Genomic DNA, 22,460 nt, shown 5'->3' on the forward strand with positions numbered 1-22,460 from the left:
TCATGCGCCGCTTCGCCCTCGCAATAAGCCTCGGCTTGTCGATGGCGGGCGGCGCAACCGCCCTCGCCGCCCCGGCCCAGGATGCGCTCGCCGTCGCCGAGACGCCCATCGTCATCGGCCGGTCCTACGCCCTGCCCTCGACCGTCATGGGTCAGACGCGAGAGATCAACGTCTGGCTGCCGCCCGGATATGCTGAAAGCGGCCAGACCTATCCGGTCCTCTATGTGCTGGACGGCGGTCAGGATCAGGACTTCCACCACATCTCGGGCATAGCCCAACTGGGGACCATCGTCGGCACGACGCGCGATGTGATCGTCGTCGGCGTCGCCTCGGACGACCGTCGCAACGAACTGGCCCTGCCGACCGACGACGCCGAACTGATCGCCCGCTATCCGACGCAGGGGCAGTCCGACCGCTTCCGTCGCTTCATCAGCGAAGAGGTTCAGCCCTTCATCGAGAGCCGCCTGCGCACCAGCGGCGAGACGGCGCTGATGGGCGAGTCTCTCGCGGGCCTGTTCGTGGTCGAGACCTTCCTGAAAGAGCCGCAGATGTTCGACGCCTATGTCGCCGTCAGCCCCAGCCTGTGGTGGGACGGCGGCAGGCTGGCGCGGCAGTCCGGCGCCCATCTGCGCGATCACTCCAACGAGCCGCGCACCCTGATCCTGACGCTAGGCGACGAGGGCGAGATGATGCAGGCGCCGATGGACGTGCTGACCGCCAACCTGCGCGATCACGCCCTGTCCGGCGTCACATGGGACTTCACCCCGCGCCCGAGCGAGAGCCACGCCAGCATCTATCACGGCGCGGCGCTGGACGCCTTTCGCCGCCTCTATGCGGTTCCGGCCGCGCCCGGAACCTGAACGACTTTTCGGAGCCTGACGCCATGAAGATCGGCACGCCGCTTACCGACCACGCCACGCGCGTCATGCTGCTGGGCTCGGGCGAACTGGGCAAGGAGGTTGCGATCGAACTGCAACGCCTCGGCGCCGAGGTGATCGCGGTCGACCGCTACGCCAACGCTCCCGCCATGCAGGTGGCGCACCGCAGCCACGTCATCCCCATGACCGACGCCCAGGTGCTGAACGGCGTCATCCTGGCCGAGGCGCCGCACATCATCGTGCCCGAGATCGAGGCCATCGCCACCGACGTGCTGGCGGGCATCGAAGCGGCGGGTCTGGCCCGCGTCATCCCCACCGCGCGGGCGACGCAGCTGACCATGAACCGCGAGGGCATCCGCCGCCTGGCCGCCGAGGAACTGGGCCTGCCGACCAGCCCCTACGCTTTCGCCGCCTCGGCCGAGGAACTGGCGGCGGGGGCGCAGGCCGTGGGCTTCCCCTGCTTCGTCAAGCCGGTGATGTCTTCCTCGGGCAAGGGCCAGTCCTATGTCGAAGGCCCCGAAGGCGTCGCCGACGCCTGGGCCTATGCCGAAGCGTCCGGCCGGGTCGCAGGCGGCGTCGTCATCGTCGAGGGCCGCATCGACTTCGACTATGAGATCACCCTGCTGACGGTCCGGTCGTTGCGTGACGGCGCGGTGCGCACGGATTTCTGCGCCCCCATCGGCCATCGCCAGCAGAAGGGCGACTATGTCGAAAGCTGGCAACCGCAGGCCATGAGCGAGGCTGCGCTGAAAGCGGCGCAGGCCATCGCGGCCAAGGTCACCGACGCGCTGGGCGGTCTGGGCGTCTTCGGCGTCGAGCTTTTCGTAAAGGGCGACGAGGTCTGGTTCTCGGAGGTGTCGCCGCGCCCGCACGACACCGGCCTGGTGACGCTGGCGACGCAGGTTATGAGCGAGTTCGCCCTGCACGCCCGCGCGATCCTGGGCCTGCCGATCGATGTTTCCTTACGCGAGCCGGGCGCCAGCGCCGTCATCTACGGCGGGATGGAGGCCGAGGGCGTGGTGTTCGAGGGCGTGGCCGAGGCCCTGTCGGTCCCGACCGCCGACCTGCGCCTGTTCGGCAAGCCCGAAGCCTTCGAGCGCCGCCGCATGGGCGTGGCCCTGGCCCGCGGCGCCGACACGGACGAGGCGCGTGCGCGCGCGACCGAAGCCGCGGGCAAGGTGCGGGTAGCTGCTCCTTAATCCTTCTCCCTCTCCCGATGGGAGAGGGCTTGAGCCCCCAAGAGCGCAGCGATTGGTTGGGCGAAAGGGTGAGGGTTCGCGGGTGAAGTCGGCCGAAGGCCGTGGCTGATCGTCGACGCGACGGCTTACGCCGACGGACAGGACAAGCCCCTCACCCTTTCGCGCGAAGAACGATCGCTGACGCTCTCGTGCGCTCAAGCCCTCTCCCGCCGGGAGAGGGTCGGGATACCCGCTAAGCTTCTTCGACTTTTGTCGATTGGCGCCGGGCGCGATTAAGGTCCAAAAAAGGCGGAAGGCCGCACGCAGTCGGCCACGGAGGACCTTTCGTCATGGGCAAGCTCAGGACGGCGCTGATTTTCGGCGCCATCGCCATATTGGGGGCCGTAGCCCTCGGCGTCATCGCCCTGCATCAGGGCGAAAGCATCAGCGCGGTGTGGATCGTGGTCGCGGCGCTGTGCGTCTACGCCATCGCCTACCGCTTCTACGCCCGCTATCTGGCCGGGAAGGTGCTGGGGCTGAACGCGCGCAGGCCAACGCCCGCCGTCAGGCACAACGACGGCCTCGACTATGTGCCGACGCCGCGCAACGTCCTGTTCGGGCACCACTTCGCGGCCATTGCGGGCGCGGGGCCTCTGGTCGGGCCAGTGCTGGCGGCGCAGATGGGCTATCTGCCCGGTGTGCTGTGGATTCTGGTCGGCGCCGTGGTGGCGGGGGCGGTGCAGGACATGATCGTCCTGTTCATGTCGACCCGCCGCGACGGCCGGTCGCTGGGCGACATGGTCCGCACCGAGATGGGGCCGGTCCCCGGCGTCATCGCCCAGGTCGGGGTGCTGATGATCATGGTCATCATCCTGGCGGTTCTGGCGCTGGTGGTGGTCAAGGCGCTGGCCGAGAGCCCGTGGGGCACATTCACCGTCGCCGCCACCATTCCCATCGCCGTCTTCATGGGCCTGTACACCCGCTTCCTGCGCCCCGGCCGCGTGGGCGAGGTGTCGGTCATCGGCGTGGTGCTGCTGGTTCTGGCCATCATCGGCGGCGGCCATATCGCGGCCGATCCCTTCTGGGGCCCGGCCTTCACCCTGTCAGGCACGACGCTGGCGCTGGCCATGATGGCCTATGGCTTCATCGCCTCGGTCATTCCGGTGTGGCTGCTGCTGGCCCCGCGCGACTACCTGTCCACCTTCCTGAAGATCGGCGCCATCGTCGCCCTGGCCATCGGCATAGTGATCGTGCGGCCGCATGTGCAGATGCCCGCCATCACGCCCTTCATCGACGGGACCGGGCCGGTCTTCTCGGGCGCCCTGTTCCCCTTCCTGTTCATCACCATCGCCTGCGGGGCCGTGTCCGGCTTCCACGCCCTGATCTCGTCCGGCACCACGCCCAAGCTGCTGGAGAACGAGAACCAGATCCCGCTGATCGGCTACGGCGCCATGCTGTGCGAAAGCTTCGTGGCGATCATGGCGCTGATCGCCGCCACCGTGCTGGACCCGGCCGTCTATTTCGCCATGAACAGCCCGGTCGCCGTCATCGGCGCTGACGCCGCATCCGCCGCCGCCGCCGTGGCCCAGTGGGGCTTCCACATCACCCCGGCCGAGCTGGAGCAGTTGGCCAGGGACGTGGGCGAGCACTCCATCCTGTCGCGCGCGGGCGGGGCGCCGACGCTGGCCGTCGGCATGGCGCACATCCTGTCGGGCGTCATCGGCGGCAAGGCCATGATGGCCTTCTGGTATCACTTCGCCATCCTGTTCGAGGCCCTGTTCATCCTGACCACGGTCGATGCGGGCACCCGCGTCTGCCGCTTCATGATCCAGGACCTGCTGGGCATGGCCGTGCCCAAGATGCGCCAGACCCAGTCGTGGACCGGCAACGTCGTGGCCACAGCACTGACGGTCGGGCTGTGGGGCTATTTCCTCTATACCGGCGTGGTCGATCCGCTGGGCGGGATCAACAGCCTGTGGCCCCTGTTCGGCATCGCCAACCAGATGCTGGCGGCGGTCGCCCTGATCCTGGGCACGGTCGTCCTGTTCAAGATGAAGCGGCAGAGGTTCGCCTGGGCCACGGCGGTTCCGGCGGTCTGGCTGCTGATCTGCACCGTCACGGCGGGGTTGCAGAAGCTGTTTCACCCCGACGTGAAGATCGGCTTCCTGGCCCACGCGCGGAAGTATCAGGACGCCATGGCCGCCGGAGAGATCCTGGCCCCGGCCAAGACCATCGGCGACATGCATCGGGTCATCATCAACGACTACGTCAACTCGGCGCTGACGGCGGGCTTCCTGTTCGTGGTGCTGACGGTCGTGGTCTATGGCGTCGGCGCCTGCCTCAAGGCGCTGAAGTCCGACCGGCCCACCGTGGTCGAGACGCCCGCCGAGCATGAACTGACTCTGAGCGACGACGCCATGGATGCGGCCCGTGCCTGAGCCCTCAACCGCAACGACTGGCGGCGCGGACCTGTTCTGCGCCTGTCGGGACACTCTGGTGCGGTGGGGCAAGGACGCCCGCCGCACCGCCGGGCTGATGATCGGCCAGCCGGACTATGACGCCTATGTCGCCCATGCGAAGGCGACCCATCCGGATCAGGCGCCGCTGGACCGCACCGCCTTCTTCCGCCTGCATGAGGCGCGGCGGTTCGGCGAAGGCGGCGGTTTCCGCTGTTGTTGAGGCGACTGAACCGCACCCGGACGGTTACACCCGATCATACCTTGTGACGGCGACGGGCTTGCAACTGGACGCGCTCCGTCCCACTAAGGCGCCCATCATAATCCGCCCCTGATCTGGAGACCCCGCCCCATGACCGTTCGCGTCGCCATCAACGGCTTCGGCCGCATCGGCCGCCTCGTCCTCCGCTCGATCGTCGAGCACGGCCGCAAGGACATCGAGGTCGTGGCGATCAACGACCTGGGCCCGGTCGAGACCAACGCCCACCTGTTCCGCTATGACTCGGTGCACGGCCGCTTCCCCGGCACGGTCACGACCGGCGAGGACTGGATCGACGTCGGCACGGGCAAGATCAAGGTCACGGCCGAGCGCGACCCGGCCAACCTGCCGCACGCCGAGCTGAAGGTGGACATCGCCCTGGAATGCACGGGCATCTTCACCTCCAAGGACAAGGCCTCGGCCCACCTGAAGGCGGGCGCCAAGCGCGTGCTGGTCTCGGCCCCGGCCGACAACGCCGACAAGACCATCGTGTTCAAGGTCAACCATGAGACCCTGACGGCCGACGACATCGTCGTCTCCAACGGCTCGTGCACGACCAACGCCCTGGCCCCGGTGGCCAAGGTGCTGCACGACCTGTTCGGCATCGAGCGCGGCTATATGACCACCATCCACGCCTACACCGGCGACCAGCCGACGCTGGATACGATGCACAAGGATCTGTACCGCGGCCGCGCCGCCGCCCTGTCGATGATCCCGACCTCGACCGGCGCCGCCAAGGCCCTGGGCCTGGTCCTGCCGGAACTGAAGGGCAAACTGGACGGCTCGTCGATCCGCGTCCCGACCCCGAACGTCTCGGTCGTCGACCTGAAGGTCGTCGCCGGTCGCGAAGTCACCGTCGAGGAAATCAACGCCGCCCTGCTGGCCGCTGCGAACGGCCCGATGAGCGGCGTCCTGGCCACGACCACCGACCCGCTGGTCTCGATCGACCTGAACCACGTCGCCGCCTCCTCGACCGCCGCCCTGCCCCAGACCCAGGTCGTCGACGGCAAGCTGGCCCGCGTCCTGACCTGGTACGACAACGAGTGGGGCTTCGCGACCCGCATGGCCGACACCGCCCTGGTGATGGCGAAGTTCCTCTGATCCGGCCTCGCGCCTGACAGACTGCTGACCTATGAGGGGCTCTCGCCGAACGGCTGAGAGCCCCTTGTTTCAAGACGACGGGCCCGCCGCCCTAGATCAAAAGACGGATCACCGATGACCTTCCGCACCCTCGACGACGTTTCCGACCTTTCGGGCAAGGCCGCCCTGGTCCGCGTGGACTTCAACGTGCCGATGGAGGACGGGAACGTCACCGACGACACCCGCCTGAAGGCCGCCCTGCCGACCATCCACCGCCTGCGCGAGGCGGGCGCCAAGGTGGTGCTGCTGGCCCACTTCGATCGCCCCAAGGGCGAGCGCGTGCCGTCGATGAGCCTGAAGCCCGTCGTTCAACCGCTGGAGCTGCTGCTGCACGGCCCCGTGCGCTTCGCCGACGACTGCGTGGGCGATGAGGCCAAAGCCGCCGTGGCCGATCTGGACGCGGGCGGCGTGCTGCTGCTGGAAAACGTCCGCTTCCACAAGGGCGAGGAAAAGAACGACCCGGCCTTCGCCCAGCAGCTGGCGGAACTGGGCGACCTCTACGTCAACGACGCCTTCTCGGCCGCGCACCGCGCCCACGCCTCGACCGAAGGCCTGGCCCGCCTGCTGCCCGCCTATGCCGGTTGCGCCATGGCGCGCGAACTTGAGGCGCTGGACGCCGCGCTGGGCAAGCCGCAGAAGCCGGTCATCGGCATCGTCGGCGGCGCAAAGGTCTCGACCAAGCTGGACCTGCTGAAGAACCTGGTCGCCAAGCTGGACTATCTGGCCATCGGCGGCGGCATGGCCAACACCTTCCTGTTCGCGCAAGGCGTCGATGTCGGCGGTTCGCTGTGCGAGAAGGATCTGGCCGACACCGCCCGCGAAATCATCGAGGAAGCCCGCCGTCAGGGCTGCGAACTGCTGCTGCCGGTCGATGTGGTGGTGGCCAAGGGCGTCAAGCCGGGCATCGAAGCGGGCGTCCGCGCCCTGGATCGCATCGCCGCCGACGACCTGATCCTGGACGCCGGGCCTGAAACGGTCGCCCGCCTGAACCGCGCCATGGACCTGTCGAAGACCCTGATCTGGAACGGCCCGCTGGGCGTGTTCGAGGTTCCGCCCTTCGACAAGGCCACGGTCGAGGCCGCCAAACACGCCGCCGAACTGGCCAAGGCCGGCAAGCTGGTCGCCGTGGCCGGCGGCGGCGACACGGTCGCGGCCCTGAACCACGCGGGCACGGCCGACGACATGACCTTCGTCTCCACTGCGGGCGGCGCCTTCCTGGAATGGATGGAAGGCAAGGTCCTGCCGGGCGTCGAGGCCCTGCGCGCCGCCTAAAAAACGTCAAGGCGAGGGCTGTTCGCGGCCCTCGCCTTGATGTCCAAAGCTTTAGTCTTCGCCGTCAAGGTCGACGGCGCGCGCGACCAGATCGCGCCACGTCGGATCGGTGTCGTCCACCAGATCGACGTCGTCCAGCAGGGCCACCGCCCCGCCGCCGTCGGGCAGGATCAGACCCAGCACCTCCATCAGATCGCCGTCGGGCCCGACGTGGGCCTCAGCCTGAACGATGACCGCCGCCTGTTCGCCGTCGTCCTCCCACCAGATGACCGGCTGGGGCAGCTCCATGTCGATGACGCGCGCATCCTCGGTGTCGCCCAGGGCAAAGACTGCCTTGCCCGCCTGAACGTCATCCAGCGTCGCCACGGCCCCGCTGAAAGGCGTCAGCCGCGACCAGTCGTCGACGTCGAAACCGCCGCCGTCTTCATCAGGCGCATCATCGTTCTGGCTCATCGCCGCTCCTTGATCTGACGCCCCGCAGGCGTCGGACCACTTAGGGCCTGCGCGCCCAAAGTCCACCCTGTCTGAAGCCCGTCACAGCGGCGTGACTTCCTGCCCCCGACCGGCTAAGACCACCGACAAAATCATATCTGGTTCAGGAGACTATCCATGGCGCGCATCACGCTGCGACAACTGCTCGACCACGCGGCGGAGAACGACTACGGCCTGCCCGCCTACAACATCAACAACATGGAGCAGGGCCTGGCCATCATGGAGGCCGCCGACGCCGTCAATGCGCCGGTCATCATCCAGGCCTCGCGCGGCGCCCGCTCCTATGCCAACGACGTCGTCCTGGCCAAGCTGATCGACGCCCTGGCTGAACTGTATCCGCACATCCCGGTCTGCATGCACCAGGACCACGGCAACGGCCCGGCGACCTGCGCCACCGCCATCCAGTACGGCTTCACCTCGGTAATGATGGACGGCTCGCTGGAAGAAGACGCCAAGACCCCGGCCTCCTACGAATACAACGTCGAAGTGACGCGCCGCGTCACCGAGATGGCCCACAGCTGCGGCGTCTCGGTCGAGGGCGAGCTGGGCGTGCTGGGCTCGCTGGAGACCGGCATGGGCGAGGCTGAAGACGGCCACGGCTTCGAGGGCAAGCTGGACCACTCAGCCCTGCTGACCGACCCGGATCAGGCCGTCGACTTCGTCAAGGCCACCCAGGTCGACGCCCTGGCCATCGCCATGGGCACCTCGCACGGCGCCTATAAGTTCACGCGCAAGCCGGACGGCGAAGTCTTGGCCATGAACGTGATCGAGGAAATCCACCGCCGCCTGCCGAACACCCACCTGGTGATGCACGGCTCGTCTTCGGTGCCGCAGGACCTGCAGGACATCATCAACGCCTATGGCGGCCAGATGCCCCAGACCTGGGGCGTGCCGGTCGAGGAAATCCAGCGCGGCATCAAAAACGGCGTGCGCAAGGTGAACATCGACACCGACAACCGCATGGCCATGACCGGCGCCATCCGCAAGCTGCTGACCGAAAAGCCGGGCGAGTTCGACCCCCGCGCCTATCTGAAGCCCGCCAAGGAAGCCATGCGCAAGCTGTGCCAGGAGCGCTATCTGCAGTTCGGCTGTGAAGGTCAGGCGTCGAAGATCAAGCCGCTGTCCACCGCCCAGATGGCCAAGCGTTACGCCTCGGGCGAACTGAACCCGCGCATCGGCTGATCGCCGGTCGCATCGCGATCAGACTGAAACGCCCGCCTCCGTCGACCGGAGGCGGGCGTTTTCATGTTCACCAGACGCCGTAGCGGCCGTCCAGGGCGCGGCGCACCGTCCGCAGTTCGACCTCGGCGTAGCGCAGGTTGTCCTCGGCCCGGCGCAGGTCGCGGCGTGCGTCCTGAAGCTCGCCCTCGACCTCACGGATGCGGTTGCGGATGCGGCGGCGTTCTTCGTCGTTCAGGCCCGACTGATGCAGTTCGCGCCGCTTGGCGTCCAGCTTGTCTTCGCGGCTTTCAACGCGGCGGATCGCCGAGTTCAGCGCGCTTTCGGCCGAAGACATCCCCTGCTCGGCCTCATACATCAGCCGCCCGTCGCGGTGGGCGGGCAGGAAGGCCCGCTCCTCACCCGGCGAGCAGACGCCGTGATAGGTTCCGCCCGCGCGCCCGGCCCGGAAGCCGTTCTCCCAGGTGCAATAGTTCCTCAGCCCGTCCTCGCGCGCCGCCATATAGGCGTTCATGTTCGGGCTGATGCCGTGCTTGGCGCAGGCCTTGGCGTGGTCATGCAGGCGGCTGGACGGATAGCCCTCGGCCCCGTCGCGATAGCCCTGCCCGCCCCAGTCGCCGACCATGCACTGGCCCTCGCTCATGGTGGCGCAGCCCGACAACAGGGCGACGCCCGAAACGGCGATGGCGGCGGCGGTCAGCAGTTTCATCTTTGACCTCTTCTGGCATTCAGGCGAATTCGGCGGCCAATGACGCGTCCCGTCACAAGCCGTGCTATTTCACTCTATGGCCCATGAACCTCTGCTGATGGAAGACGACGAAGCGCCCAAGGTGCTTAACGCCCGCATCGACGCGTCCGGCGGGCGGCTGGACAAGGTTCTGGCCGAGGCCTTCCCTTCCCTGTCGCGCGCCCGGCTTCAGACCCTGTTGGCCGAGGGCGCCGTCACGCGCGATGGACAGGTCGTCTCTGGCGGCTCGGCCAAGGCGCAGGCAGGCCTCTATGCCGTCGCCGTCCCGCCTGAACCGGCCACGATCCCGCAGGCAGAGGCGCTGCCCCTGACCATCCTGTTCGAGGACGACGACCTGATCGTCATCGACAAGGCGCCCGGCATGGCCGTCCATCCGGCGCCCGGCGTCGTCAGCGGCACCCTGGTCAACGCCCTGCTGCACCATTGCGCGACCCTGTCGGCCGTCGGCGATCCCGATCGCCCCGGCATCGTCCACCGCCTGGACAAGGACACCTCGGGCGTCATGGTCGCCGCCAAGACCGACCGCGCCCACGCGGGCCTCGTCGCCCTGTTCGCCGCCCATGATATCGAGCGCACCTATATCGCCCTGACGCGCGGCGCGCCCTCGCCGGAAAAGGCCCGGATCGAGACCCTGATCGGCCGCTCGCCCCACGATCGCAAGAAGATGGCCGTGCTGAAGGACGGCGGCCGCACCGCCGTCACCGACTATGTGGTCCAGCGCGCCTTCGGCCGCCCGGCCAAGACCTCCGGCGCCCCGCTGGCCGCCCGCGTCGCCTGCACCCTGCAGACCGGCCGCACCCATCAGATCCGGGTCCACATGGCCTCAAAAGGCGCGCCGCTGCTGGGCGATCCGGTCTATGGCTCAGGCGCGCCGAACGCCGCCGTGCGCGCCGCCATCGAGGCCGTCGGCCTTCAGCGACAGGCGCTGCACGCCGCCATTCTGGGCTTCATCCACCCGACGACGGGCCAGCCCCTGCGCTTTGAAACCGCCCCGCCGCAGGACATGCAGCAACTCGAGGCACGGCTGGCCGCCCTATAGGCCCTCGCGCCCGATGCGCCAGTAGCCCATGCAGGCCACGCTGCGCTTGGGCAGGCCGCGTTCGCGCGTCAGATGCAGGCGGATATCGCGCGCCGCCTTCGTCTCGGCCGCGACCCAGACATAGACCGCCGCGTCCTGATCGACGTCCGTGTCCCACAGGATTTCCGCGTCGATATCGACCGCCGCGACCGCGTCCTCGCCCTCTTCGGGCGCAGCCGTCGCCATCGTCTTCAGGTCCATGTCGCGCACGGCGGCGACCAGATCCTCGCCATAGCCGGACGTCCGCGTGATCCAGCGGCTCTCGACCCAGTCCGGCGTCTCCATCCGGTCTTCGTCCAGCGGCACCTCGGCCATGAAGCGCACGCGCGGACGATTCTCCCACCCGGACATCTGCTCCAGTATGCCCATGGCGGCAGGCACCGCCGTCTCATCGGCCAGCACCAACACCTGACGCACATCATGCGGCGGCTTCCATTCGAACCCGCCGCGCGGCCCTTCGACCTGGGCGTGCGGCGCCGCCATGGAAATCCGATCCCCCACCCGCGCCCGCATCGCCCAGCGCGAGGCCGGTCCGTGATCGCCGTGCATCACGAAGTCGATGTCGACCTCGCCCGCCTCGGGCCTCAGCGCGCGGATCGTATAGGTCCGCACCGGCGGACGCGTTTCGTCGGGCATCCCGCGATAGTCGTCGTACCAGTCGCCGCCCTTGGCCTGCATCCGCTCGCGCATCAGGGCGGGCTGGCCGTCGGCTGTGGGGAAGAACAGTTTGACCCGCTGATCCGGCGCAAAGGTCGTCACATGCTCGGCGTCCACTCCGCCGAAGGTGAAGCGCGTCAGCGACGGCGTCAGGGCATGGCGCCGCGCCAGCACCAGGTCGAAAAGACGATAGGGGTCCATGTCCTGCCTCACGCTTTAAACTGGGCGTCAGGTAACGCTAATGCGACTTGTTTGCAAACGCGGGCTTTATCAGCAACAATATCTGTGCTAGATGACGATCAATCGCATGGATGCGGCGATCCGCCCCTTTCATTCCGGGCAACGGATTCCCATCTGACCAGTTGAGGGGTGAGGTGATGATGCACGCGTCGTGGTCGGCACCGCAGCGCCCGCTCGAGAATCCGGAGGGACCATATGGCCAATAACACGCTGACGGTGATGTCGCCTGAACAGGGACTGTCCCGTTATCTGACGGAAATCCGCAAGTTTCCGATGCTGACCAAGGATGAGGAGTTCATGCTCGCCAAGCGGTGGAGCGAACACCAGGATCCAGAGGCCGCCCACCGTCTCGTCACCTCCCACCTTCGCCTCGTGGCCAAGATCGCCATGGGTTATCGCGGCTACGGCCTGCCGATCGGCGAGGTGATCTCCGAGGGCAACGTCGGCCTGATGCAGGCCGTCAAGAAATTCGATCCCGACAAGGGCTTCCGCCTGGCGACCTACGCCATGTGGTGGATTCGCGCGTCGATCCAGGAATACATCCTGCGCTCATGGTCCCTCGTGAAGATGGGCACCACGGCGGCGCAGAAGAAGCTGTTCTTCAACCTGCGCAAGGCCAAGAGCCAGATCTCGGCCTTCGAGGAAGGCGACCTGCACCCCGAACACCTCGCCGCCATCGCCACCAAGCTGGGCGTGTCGGAAGAAGAAGTCACCAACATGAACCGTCGCCTCGGCGGCGACGCCTCGCTGAACGCCCCGCTGCGCGCGGACGGCGAAAGCGAGTGGCAGGACTGGCTGGCCGACGACAACGCCGTCAGTCAGGAAACCGAGCTGGCCGAGAACGAGGAAAAGTCGATCCGCATGGGCCTGCTGCAGGAGGCCATGGAAGAGCTGACCGACCGCGAAAAGCACATCCTGACCGAGCGCCGCCTCAAGGACGACCCGGTCACGCTGGAAGAACTCGCCGGTCAATACGGCGTCAGCCGCGAGCGCGTCCGCCAGATCGAGGTCCGCGCCTTTGAAAAGCTGCAGAAGGCCATGCGCGCCGCCGCCGAAGAACGAAACCTCATCGACGCCTGAGGCGCATGAAGGGGCGTCGCCGCGCCCCTACCCCGCCCGCGCCAGCGTCTCGGGCGGCGCCAGTTTCAGCACCGCCTGAACCGGCGCCGTCAGCGCCGCCTTGGTCGGCGCCCCGGCGGCCAGCACCGTATCCAGACCCGCCGCCGCAATGGCCAGCGGCGCATCGCCGGTCTTGATGGCCAGCGCCTTCAGCGTTTCGGCCTGCTGTCTGATGGCGCGCACGGCCTGCATCGGATCGCTGTCGAACTGTGTCAGGGCCGACAACAGAATCCGCATCGCCTGATCCTTGACCGCCACCACGGCCTCGGTCCCCGAACGCGGCTTGTCCGCCTTGCGCTTCTGCGGCCCGGCGTAGTCGTCCGAGTTGAAGCGTCGCCGGTCCGGCCCGACATAGCCCACCGCCTCGACCCAGTCGCGCGGCTTGGTCGCCAGATTCTCGATCCGCCGTTGCAGATCGCCGCTGGTGAAGGGCTTCCTCAGAAACTCATGCACGCCCGAATCCCGCGCGCCCTTGATGGCGCTGGCGGTCGCCTCGGCCGTCACCATGATGATCGGCGCGCGTCGGCATGACAGGCTAGAGCGCCGGATGCGCCGCACCAGCGCCTCGCCGTCCAGCCTGGGCCCCGCCCGCTCAACGCAGATCAGCCCGGGCTCCATCTCGCGCGCCAGGTCCACGACCCGGTTCTCATCGCCCTCGACCGCGACTTCGCGCGACCCGAACCCCTTCAGCAGGTCCATCAGCAGGCGCGCCGCCGCCGGGTTGGGATCGACGATGACCACGCGCCGAACCACCGGCGCGATCCTCTGCATGGTTTTGGCGTCGAGGGCGAACACAGGGCAAGCTCCATTCCAGAGCCTCCCTGCCTATACTTAACCGGTTAAAGCGTCGTTGCCGCAACCTGCGATATCGGCCGGCCGCGGCGCAACGCCCCGATCAGCCCCTATCCCTGAAACGGATCGCGCATCAGGATGGTGTCGTCGCGCTCGGGGCTGGTCGACAGCAGGGCCACCGGCGCCCCGATCAACTCCTCGATCCGCCGCACATATTTCAGCGCATGGGCGTTCAGGTCCTTGAAGGTCCGCACCCCGGCAGTGCTTTCGTTCCAGCCTTCCAGTTCCTCGAACACCGGCTCGGCCGAGGCCTGATCCTTCAGGCTGGACGGCAGATAATCCAGCACCTCGCCGTTGATGCGATAGCCGACGCAGATCTTCAGCGTCTTCAGCCCGTCCAGCACGTCCAGCTTGGTCAGGGCGATGCCGTCGATGCCGTTGATCGCCACCGACTGACGCACCAGCACCGCATCGAACCAGCCGCAGCGGCGCGCCCGGCCGGTGTTCACCCCGACCTCGCGACCGACGACGGCCAGATGCTCGCCGACCTCGTCGTTCAGTTCACAGGCGAACGGCCCCTCGCCCACGCGGGTCGTATAGGCCTTCACAATGCCCAGCACATAGCCGACGCCGCGCGGGCCCACGCCCGACCCCGCCGCCGCCTGACCCGCGATGGTGTTGGAGCTGGTGACATAGGGATAGGTGCCGTGGTCCACGTCCAGAAAAGCGCCCTGCGCCCCCTCGAACAGAACCCGCTTGCCCGCCTTCTGCGCCTCATCCAGCACGCGCCACGCCGGTTTGACGTAGGGCAGGATTTTCGGCGCGATCTCCAGCAGTTGCGCCAGCAGCGCCGCGGGGTCGATCGGCTCCAGCCCCAGACCCGCGCGCAGCGGATCGTGGTGCGAGCGCAGGCGGTCGATCTTGACCTTCAGATCGTCTTCATTGGCCAGATCGCAGACACGGATGGCGCGGCGTCCCACCTTGTCCTCATAGGCCGGACCGATGCCGCGTCCAGTCGTGCCGATCCGGGCGCCCGGCGCGCTGGCGGCGGCTTCGCGCGCCACGTCCAGCGCCGGATGGATCGGCAGGATCAGGCAGGCGTTGTCCGCAATGGTCAGGATATCGGGCGTGATCGCCACGCCCTGAGCCTGGATCTTCTCGATCTCGCCGACCAGATGCCAGGGATCGACCACCACGCCGTTGCCGATGATCGAAGGCTTGCCCTGCACCACGCCCGACGGCAGCAGCGCCAGCTTATAGACCTTGCCGTCGACGACCAGGGTGTGGCCCGCGTTGTGGCCGCCCTGGAACCGCACCACCATATCGGCGCGATTGGACAGCCAGTCCACGATCTTGCCCTTGCCCTCGTCGCCCCACTGGGCGCCGACCACTGCGACGTTCGCCAAGACCTATACTCCGCAATCCAGAATGCGGTGGGAGCCTATAACCCCTGAATCGCCGCTTGTCTTGGCCTGCGGTCTTCCTGCGCGCCTTTAGTTCAGAAGCTGGGGCGGAAAATCCAGTTCGAAGTCGGAATAGTGCGGGGCCACGCCGAACGTCGCCTCTCCGTTGCGCCCGGCATAACGGTCCAGCAGCGGCGAATAGGTATAGAAGTGGATTTTCCGCTTGTCGGTGTCGAACGCCATGAAGCGCAGCCACCCCGCGCCCCCATTGGCTGAGCCAGGCTTGCCGTCGGCGCCGATGGTGTTGCCCTGATAGTCCTGCAGCACCTGATAGACCGGATAGCCCGCATCGTTCAGGTCGGTCCTCAGGCTCTCGCCGTGCGACAGGCCGTCCACCGTCGGCGTCCAGTTATGGCCCGACAGCACCATGAAGATCATCGCATTCTTGCGAATGAAGCGGTCCCACACCTCATCCGGCGGCAGGTTGTCGGCGCCATCGAAATAGGCCTTGTAGTCGTTCGAGCGCGGCGTCCCGCCGTTCGGATCCGGCTTCAGCCATTCGTGCGTGCTGACGATGACGGGACGGCCCGGGTGCGCGTCGATCACGCCCTGCGCCCAGTCCAGCGCCGTCGGCGTCGGCTCCATCTCCAGCGACAGGTGCAGGAAGGCCTTACCTCCGCCCTCGAACAGCTGATAGCTGTTCAGCCCGTTGGCCGAGGCGCCCCCGTACCAGTTCCTGCCGGCGAAATGGCGCGACCCGGCCCCGAAATACACATTCCACAGCCGACCGCCCGCCAGCGGCCGCTTGGCCCCCGGACCTGACGCCCCATCGCGCCACCAGCCATAGTTGTCATAGTCATGGTTGCCCGGAACCATGCCGAACGGAATGTCCGACGCGCTCAGGATCGAGATGGCCCGGTTGGCGATGTCCCACTCGGCGCGCGTGTCGAAGACCTGCCATTCGTCGTCGCCCGTCTTCTGGCGGAACTGGCCGTCGCCATGCTGGACGATGTCGCCGACAAAGCTGACGAAGACCAGATTCTTCTGCGCCTTCTGCTCAACCAGATAGCGCATCTGCCCGGCGAAAATCTCCTCGCCGCGCGGCTGCGCCAGGGTGATGTCGGAATAGTTCTGGGTGTCGGGCGCCACGGCCACGGTGAACACCTCGGCCAGCGCAGGCGTCGCCGCCAGACCCAGGGCCATGATCGCCCCCGCCGTCCGGCCGATACGGCTCCTGAACATATCCAGCATGGACAGGGTCATGCGGCGGCTCCCGGCTCATTCATGTCAGAGCCGCCTGATTAACGGCCCCGCATGACGCTTTCGCCTCATCCGCATCACAACATTGCGGCAGCCGTCACGATCGCCGCATCACCCCGCCTTCAAGACCCCGTCCCAAAGGCCCTGTCCTCAGGCCCCCAGTTCCCCGACCGCCGTCGCGAACGCCCATTCCAGCCACGGCGTCGCGGCCACGACGTCCGCCGTCTCGACCGTGCACCCGCACCACAGGCGCAGGCCCGGCGGCGCATTGCGGTGCGGCTCCATGTCATAGACGGCGCCCTCGCCTTCCAGCAGCGCCTTGAACCGCTTCACAAAAGCCTTCTGCCCCGCTTCATCCAGCGCCGCCACGCGCGCGTCGGTGAACTTCAGGCACACCGAGGTCGTCGAGCGGATCTCCGGCCGTTCCGGCAGGAAGTCGATCCAGTCGGTCCGCTCCACCCACGCGGCCAAGGCGTCATGATTGGCCTCGGTGCGCCGCACCAGTTCCGGCAGGCCGCCCACGCTCACCGCCCAGTCCAGCGCATCGATCCAGTCCTCGATGCTCAATACGGAAAAGGTGTTCATCGCCACCCCGTCCGCCAGCGTCCGGTCAAAGCCCTTCTTGTCGGCGATCCGCAGCACCTTGGGCACCGCCCGGTCCGGCCGATAGGTATCCAGCCGCGCCACCGCGCGCGGCGACAGCACCATGACGCCGATGCCCGCCTCGCCGCCCAGCGCCTTCTGAAAGCTGAAGGTGGTCACATCCAGCTTGTCCCACGGCAGGTCCATCGCGAACGCCGCCGAGGTCGCATCACAGATCGTCAGCCCCTCGCGGTCATCGGCGATCCAGTCCGCATCCGGCACGCGCACGCCCGAGGTCGTGCCGTTCCACGGAAACACCACATCCTTCTTCGGATCGACCTTCGACAGATCCGGCAGTTCGCCCCACGGCGCCGTCAGGGCCTCGGGCTCCAGCCCCAGATGCTCCTTGACGTCCGCCAGCCACGTCAGGCCGAAATTCTCATAGGCGACCACCTGCACCGGCCGCTCGCCCAACATGCACCACAGCGCCGCCTCGACCGCCCCGGTGTCCGAGCCGGGCGTATACAGCAGCACATAATCATCCGGCGGGCTCAACACCTCGCGCGTCAACCGCAGCCCATGCGCGAACCGCTCGACCACCTCCGGCGCGCGGATGCCCCGCCCCATCAGGTTCGTCGGCAACCCCGCCAGCGACCAGCCCGGACGCTTGGCCGTCGGCCCGGCCGAGAACCAGGGGCGAGCGGGCTTGGCGGCAGGCTTGGGCGTCATGTCAGTCTCTGAAGTCTCGGGGAGGAGAAGAAGGCTAAAGCCTTTAGGCCATCAACGGCCCGGCTTATAGGGCCGGCGTTCACGCCATTCGGTCGCAAACCGGACCAATTCGTCGTCCGGCGCCTCCGGCAGCGTCACCACCAGCTTCGCCAGCAGGTCGCCGCGCTTGCCGTTCGCATAGGCGCCGCGCCCCTTCAGCCGCAGCACCTTGCCCGAGTTCGAGCCCTTGGGAAGGGTCATCATCACCGCGCCCTCGGGCGTCGGCACCTGAATCTTGCCGCCCAATACGGCGTCCGGAACCGACACCGGCAGATCCATCGTCAGGTCCGCCCCGTCGCGCTTGAACACCAGGTGCGGCTGGATGCGCAGTTCGATCAGGGCGTCGCCCGCCTGACCGCCGCGCCCCGGCGCCCCCTGCCCCTTCAGCCGGATCGTCTGACCTTCAGACGCGCCCTTGGGAATAACGACATCCAGCATCCGCCCGTCCGAGAACTGGATGCGCCGCGTCGTGCCGGCGATGGCGTCCTCAAGGCTGATATCCAGCGTGGCGCGCACGTCCTGCCCGCGCCCCCCGCCGAACCCGCGCCCGGCATTACGCGCCCCGCCGCCGCCGAAAGCACCGAAAATCTCTTCCAGATCTATGTCGTCAAAGCTGGCCCGTCCGCCAGGACCGCCCTCGCCGCGCCCGCCGAAACCGAAGCCTCCAAAACCGCCGCCGCCCGGCCGTCCGCCCTGCGCCCCGCCGCCGCCGAAGCCGCGAAATTGCTCGCGCCCGTCGGCGTCGATCTCGCCGCGATCATACTTCGCCCGCTTCTCGGCGTCGCCCAACAGGTCGAAGGCGGCGGTGATGCGCTTGAACCGTTCCTCGGCGGCCTTGTCGCCGGGGTTCTTGTCGGGATGCAGTTCCTTGGCCAGCCTGCGGAACGCCTTCTTGATCTCGTCCGCGCTCGCGCCCTTGGAAACGCCCAGTTCCTGATAGGGATCGCCAGCCAATTTCGCTCCACTCCGCATAAACCAAAGACCAGAGCGTCAGTTAAGCCATGCGCCCGCCCGCCGAAAGGGGCCAGTATGGTTTCCTTGCGACACGGCGTCCTTCTCCCGGCGGGAGAGGGCTTGAGCCTCCAAGAGCCGGAGGCGATTGGCTAAGGCGAAAGGGTGAGGGGCTTGTCCTGTCAGTCGGCGTCAGCCGTGGTGCGACGGCTTACGCCGACTTCACCCGCGAACCCTCACCCTTTCGCGCCAGAACGATCGCTTCGCGCTCGTGCGCTCAAACCCTCTCCCATCGGGAGAGGGACGCGGGCGTCACACCCCCGCCACCGCCTCCGCCCCCCAGCCATACCCCTCGCCCCACTGAGCCACGGCGACGCGCGCGCCCGCCCCGACGCCGCCGGGAAAGTCCGCCTCAACCTCAACCGCCCCATAAACGGCCTCCAGCCCCTCGACCTCCCAGACCCGGCGCTCGACATCCCCGTCCAGCACCCGCACCCGGAACCGCCTCGGATCGACCTCGACCGGCTCGCTTTCCCAGCCGTCGCCGCCCCGCCGCACGCGCGGCAACCAGCCCAGCCGCCACCCGCCGCCATCCGCCACAGCCCGCAGATGCGCCGGCCGCCACGGCGCCGCGTTCCGGTTGCTCCAGACGAAGCCGACCTCCGTGGTCCCCGCCCCGCCCGGCGGCGAACCCACAGGCCCCGCTCGCCAGATCCGCGGCAGCCCGCGCTCGACCGCATCAACCTCGGCCCGCGGCATGCCGCGCTCCTGCACGACGACCAGCGCCCCCGCTTCCGCCCCGCGCGCCGCCGCGTTTTCCGTCCCCTGCTGCCCGCGCAACAGACCGCTCAGCCGCCAGACCCCGTCACCGACCAGCTCGGCCCGGCGGAACTGCACCAGCTCCCACCCGTCCGCACTGCGCACCGCCAGCAGATTGGCGCCCGACAGCACCGCTTCCGCCGCCCGACTCTGCGGCGCCTGCCCCTCGATCCGCACGCTCAGCACGCCCGTCTCGTCCCAGCGCCCGACCACGCCTGGCCGCAAGCGCGCCGTCAGCGTGCCCACCGTCGCGGGCGTCTCCACCACCGCCCTCTGGGTCAGACTGTCGACCGAGGCGCCTCCATGCAGCGCCATCGGCGTCCACGGCTCCGCCGCCGCCACGACCACCGGCCGCCCGTCCGCTTCCTCGCCCGGCAGAGGCGGCAGGTCCAACAGCATCAAGAACGGCGCCCCCGGCGTTCCCGCCCCGCCGCCGTCCCCGCGCCACTCCTCCGGCGCATCCACGACAGACACTTCGACCACCGGCGCCAGCACCGCGCTGGGCGTCTCGTCCCAGTCCAGCCGCTCGACGCGCCAGTCGCCCGCACGCCCCTCCACCGCCGTCACATCGCCCGGCTCCAGCCTCAGCGCCTCCAGCGGCCCCAGCCTCAGCGTCAGCCGCTCGGCCGCCTCGCCCTGCAGCAGGCGCCGCGCCGCCGCCGTGGCGAATCCGGCGCCGACCACGGCGGGCAGGGCGGCGTCCACGCCGCCGCCCTCGCCGTCCCCGCGCACCGTGACCGCGCCCAGTTGATAGTCCGCCGCCTCATCGATGAAGCGCAGCCGCGCCGCCCCCGGCCGGGCCGTCAGCCGCCGGTCCGCCGCCGCGCCGCCGCCCTTGTCGGGCAGGGCCAGCGCCGCCTGATGCAGCGTCATCTCCCGCGCCGTCTCGCCCAGCACGGCCACCCGACCATCCCGCTCGGCCGTCGTCGCCCCCAGCGCCTGCACCAGCGGCGCCAGCGCATCCTTCGTCGCCATCGGCCGGTCGATGACATAGCCCGTCACCCCGCCATCCACCGCCCCGACCGTAAAGTCCGTCTCGGTCAGCCCGCCGCGCTTCAGGATCGCCTCGATCAGCCCGCGCGCATCGCCGCCCATCCGCCCGTTCAGCCAGTGCCCCGTGCGCCAGGCGCCCGCATCCGCCCACACCTCATGCAGCGCCGGAAACGCCGGATAAGGCCGCGCGTCCCAGCACCAGACATCCGCACCCTGCAGCATCGGCCCGCCATAGACGCCGGAGATCGGGTTGTTCACCGGCTGCGCGTAGTGCCCCAGCACCGCCTCGATCAGCCGCCTCTGCATCCGGTCGTCGCGCGCCCCGGTCGAGTGCGGCGGCAGGGCGTTCTCACTGCTCTTCGGATCCTGAAACAGGTTCGGCGCATTGCCCCCGCGATCCACCGCCGCACAGCCGAACTCGGTCAGCCGGATCGGCTTCATTCCCGGAACCCAGGCCGTCGACGCCGCCTGCCTGACCCCGCCCACGCGCTCATGATGCCAGTTCGACCACCAGCCCTTCAGATCCTTGTAACGCCAGATCCAGTCCTCGCCGTGGGCGCCGTCCTCGATCGTCGTGCGCCGCTGCGCCGCCCGATCCGCCGCGCTGGCATAAAACCAGTCATACCCCTCGCCGCCCGCGACCTGCGCCGCCAGATAGGCCGGGTCCGACGATCCCTTGAAGTCATCCGCGTCCCGCCCGCCTGCGCCCCCGCGCCAGTCGCCCATCGGCGGATACCAGTCGATGCCCACGTAATCGATGTTCGGGTCCGCCCACAGCGGATCAAGGTGAAACCTCACCTCTCCACCCCTCTGCCAGCCGAAATACTCCGACCAGTCGGCGGCGTAGCTCAGCTTGACTCGCGCCCCGACCACCGCCCGGCACTCGGCCGCCAGCGCCCGAAACTGCGCCACCGCCGGAAAACCTCCGCCCGCATCCCGCGTCCAGGTCAGTCCCCGCATCTCCGAGCCGATCAGCAGGCCGTCCGCCCCCTCATCCGCCGCCATGCGGGCATAGTGCAGCGCCAGCCGCCGCAAGCCCCAACCGCCCGCCGTCCCGAACAGAGCCTCGACCTCGGCCGTCGCCCCCGCCCCGTCCGTTCCCGCGATCCGTCCCCGCCAGGGATAGCCGGGACAGTCCATGAAGACGAAGGGATACAGCGTCACCTCCAGCCCGCGCGCCTTCAGCGCCCGGATCGCCTGACGCACGCTCTGGTCCGACGGCGTCCCACCATAGGCCGGGCCTTCGCCGCCCTGCCCGTCATCGACTTGGCTGATCAGATGCGCATCCGCGCGCGTCAGCCCCGCCACGCCCCAGACCAGCGGCTGCGTCGGCTTGTCCCGCCGCTCCACCCCCGGCCGGACACGGCAATGCCCCATCCGCTCATCATCCCCGAACCAGCCGACCACCAGACTGACCCGTTTCAGCCTCGGCGCCTGGGCCATCAGCTGATCCAGCGAGGCCTCCAGATCCGTCTGCCCCGCCGTCAGATGCACATTCTCCGGCGCCGATTTCGTCAGCCCCTCGCGCCGCATCACCGGCTCGGTCGCCAGACAGAACTCCCCCGCGCCGGGGATCAGGCACACACCCTCCAGCCGGTCCTCCAACTGCGGCGCCGCCCCCTGCGGCCGCCGGAACACCTCAAACGCCAGCTGCGGCGGCCGGTCGCCATAGGCGTCCAGCGGCAGATCCTCGAACACCACATAGGCCGTCCCGCGATAGGCGGGCGCCCGCCCCTCCACCGCCTCGATCAGCGGGTCGGGCGTCTGATCCTCCGTCCCGCGATGCAGCCGCATCGTCACGCCTGCCATATCCATCGGCTGCCCGTCGGCCCAGACCCGCCCGATCCCGTCGATCGCGCCCTCGCACAGGGCCACGGCGAAGCTCAGCGAATAGGCGTAATCGACCGTCTTCTGGCCGCCCTTGCCGCCCGACCGCTTCTCCTTGCGCTCCAGAAAGCGTGCGGCCCAGATCACCTGCCCGACCACCCGCGCCCTTCCGAAGACGCAGGCCATGGGCGCCCCCTCGGCCGAGGACTGCAGCTTCAGCCCCTCCAGCCTCGGCCCCATCTGCCGCGCAGGCGACAACCCGGCGATCAGCCAGCTATCCGTCGCCCGCCCCAGAACCCCGCCGATAAAGCCCCCGATCGGTCCGCCCAGCGCCGACCCGATCCCGCCCAGAACGACCTGCGCCATGCC

The 22,460-nt window shown here is 68.5% G+C and carries 18 protein-coding genes; 9 read left to right on the forward strand and 9 right to left on the reverse strand.

Features of this window, described 5'->3' with window-relative positions:
• Nucleotides 1-2: 2 nt before the first annotated feature.
• The 6 genes from ABE454_RS08890 (at nt 3) to ABE454_RS08915 (ending at nt 7,183) form a co-directional block, all read left to right on the forward strand.
• Nucleotides 3-860, forward strand: coding sequence for an alpha/beta hydrolase (locus ABE454_RS08890; RefSeq protein WP_346530970.1), 858 nt, complete (start codon nt 3-5; stop codon nt 858-860).
• 23 nt (nt 861-883) lie between these two features.
• Entirely contained in the window at nt 884-2,077 is a 1,194-nt protein-coding gene (purT, locus tag ABE454_RS08895; RefSeq protein WP_346530971.1) for a formate-dependent phosphoribosylglycinamide formyltransferase, read from the forward strand.
• Nucleotides 2,078-2,406: 329 nt separating this feature from the next.
• Nucleotides 2,407-4,494: a carbon starvation CstA family protein gene (locus tag ABE454_RS08900; protein WP_346530972.1), complete on the forward strand. Its 2,088-nt coding sequence runs from the start codon at nt 2,407-2,409 to the stop codon at nt 4,492-4,494.
• On the forward strand, nt 4,487-4,735 hold the full coding sequence (locus ABE454_RS08905; RefSeq protein WP_346530974.1) for a YbdD/YjiX family protein: 249 nt from the start codon (nt 4,487-4,489) through the stop codon (nt 4,733-4,735). Before ABE454_RS08900 ends, ABE454_RS08905 begins: the two co-directional genes overlap by 8 nt.
• Before the next feature lie 129 nt (nt 4,736-4,864).
• Nucleotides 4,865-5,872, forward strand: coding sequence for a type I glyceraldehyde-3-phosphate dehydrogenase (gene gap, locus ABE454_RS08910; RefSeq protein ID WP_024354671.1), 1,008 nt, complete (start codon nt 4,865-4,867; stop codon nt 5,870-5,872).
• Between the two features lie 114 nt (nt 5,873-5,986).
• Complete coding sequence (locus ABE454_RS08915) at nt 5,987-7,183, forward strand: phosphoglycerate kinase (RefSeq protein ID WP_346530976.1); 1,197 nt, start codon at nt 5,987-5,989, stop codon at nt 7,181-7,183.
• 51 nt (nt 7,184-7,234) lie between these two features.
• On the opposite strand, the gene ABE454_RS08920 is transcribed toward ABE454_RS08915, so the two are convergent.
• Nucleotides 7,235-7,636 carry a hypothetical protein gene (locus ABE454_RS08920; RefSeq protein ID WP_346530978.1) on the reverse strand — a complete coding sequence of 134 codons (402 nt, stop codon included), beginning with the start codon at nt 7,634-7,636 and terminating at the stop codon, nt 7,235-7,237.
• A 156-nt stretch (nt 7,637-7,792) separates the two neighbouring features.
• Here ABE454_RS08920 and fba point away from each other — a divergent pair, with 156 nt between their 5' ends.
• Entirely contained in the window at nt 7,793-8,857 is a 1,065-nt protein-coding gene (fba, locus tag ABE454_RS08925) for a class II fructose-bisphosphate aldolase (protein WP_346530979.1), read from the forward strand.
• A 67-nt stretch (nt 8,858-8,924) separates the two neighbouring features.
• On the opposite strand, the gene ABE454_RS08930 is transcribed toward fba, so the two are convergent.
• Nucleotides 8,925-9,563 carry a DUF2799 domain-containing protein gene (locus tag ABE454_RS08930; protein ID WP_346530980.1) on the reverse strand — a complete coding sequence of 213 codons (639 nt, stop codon included), beginning with the start codon at nt 9,561-9,563 and terminating at the stop codon, nt 8,925-8,927.
• Nucleotides 9,564-9,660: 97 nt separating this feature from the next.
• Here ABE454_RS08930 and ABE454_RS08935 point away from each other — a divergent pair, with 97 nt between their 5' ends.
• Nucleotides 9,661-10,641, forward strand: a complete 981-nt coding sequence (locus ABE454_RS08935; protein WP_346530981.1) for an RluA family pseudouridine synthase — start codon at nt 9,661-9,663, stop codon at nt 10,639-10,641.
• On the opposite strand, the gene ABE454_RS08940 is transcribed toward ABE454_RS08935, so the two are convergent.
• Nucleotides 10,636-11,538 (reverse strand): siderophore-interacting protein, encoded by a 903-nt coding sequence (locus ABE454_RS08940; RefSeq protein WP_346530983.1) that lies wholly within the window; start codon nt 11,536-11,538, stop codon nt 10,636-10,638. The genes ABE454_RS08935 and ABE454_RS08940 overlap by 6 nt on opposite strands.
• A gap of 234 nt (nt 11,539-11,772) precedes the next feature.
• On the opposite strand from ABE454_RS08940, the gene rpoH reads away from it, so the two are divergent.
• The gene (gene rpoH / locus ABE454_RS08945; RefSeq protein ID WP_346530984.1) at nt 11,773-12,657 is read left to right on the forward strand and encodes an RNA polymerase sigma factor RpoH; all 885 of its coding nucleotides are present in this window, start codon (nt 11,773-11,775) and stop codon (nt 12,655-12,657) included.
• A gap of 27 nt (nt 12,658-12,684) precedes the next feature.
• Here the strand turns inward: rpoH and ABE454_RS08950 are convergent, their stop codons facing one another.
• The 6 genes from ABE454_RS08950 to ABE454_RS08975 form a co-directional block, all read right to left on the reverse strand.
• A complete protein-coding gene (locus tag ABE454_RS08950; protein ID WP_346530985.1) occupies nt 12,685-13,491 on the reverse strand; it encodes a response regulator in 807 nt (268 codons plus the stop codon).
• 107 nt (nt 13,492-13,598) lie between these two features.
• The gene (locus ABE454_RS08955; RefSeq protein ID WP_346530987.1) at nt 13,599-14,894 is read right to left on the reverse strand and encodes an adenylosuccinate synthase; all 1,296 of its coding nucleotides are present in this window, start codon (nt 14,892-14,894) and stop codon (nt 13,599-13,601) included.
• Between the two features lie 87 nt (nt 14,895-14,981).
• Nucleotides 14,982-16,154 carry a metallophosphoesterase gene (locus ABE454_RS08960; RefSeq protein WP_346530989.1) on the reverse strand — a complete coding sequence of 391 codons (1,173 nt, stop codon included), beginning with the start codon at nt 16,152-16,154 and terminating at the stop codon, nt 14,982-14,984.
• Nucleotides 16,155-16,301: 147 nt separating this feature from the next.
• On the reverse strand, nt 16,302-17,462 hold the full coding sequence (locus tag ABE454_RS08965) for a phosphoserine transaminase (protein WP_346530991.1): 1,161 nt from the start codon (nt 17,460-17,462) through the stop codon (nt 16,302-16,304).
• Nucleotides 17,463-17,513: 51 nt separating this feature from the next.
• The gene (locus tag ABE454_RS08970; RefSeq protein ID WP_346530992.1) at nt 17,514-18,455 is read right to left on the reverse strand and encodes a DnaJ C-terminal domain-containing protein; all 942 of its coding nucleotides are present in this window, start codon (nt 18,453-18,455) and stop codon (nt 17,514-17,516) included.
• 309 nt (nt 18,456-18,764) lie between these two features.
• Entirely contained in the window at nt 18,765-22,457 is a 3,693-nt protein-coding gene (locus tag ABE454_RS08975) for a baseplate multidomain protein megatron (protein WP_346530993.1), read from the reverse strand.
• Nucleotides 22,458-22,460 lie beyond the last annotated feature (3 nt).

The organism is Brevundimonas diminuta, assembly GCF_039673845.1.
GTDB classification, from domain to species: Bacteria; Pseudomonadota; Alphaproteobacteria; order Caulobacterales; family Caulobacteraceae; genus Brevundimonas; species Brevundimonas diminuta_E.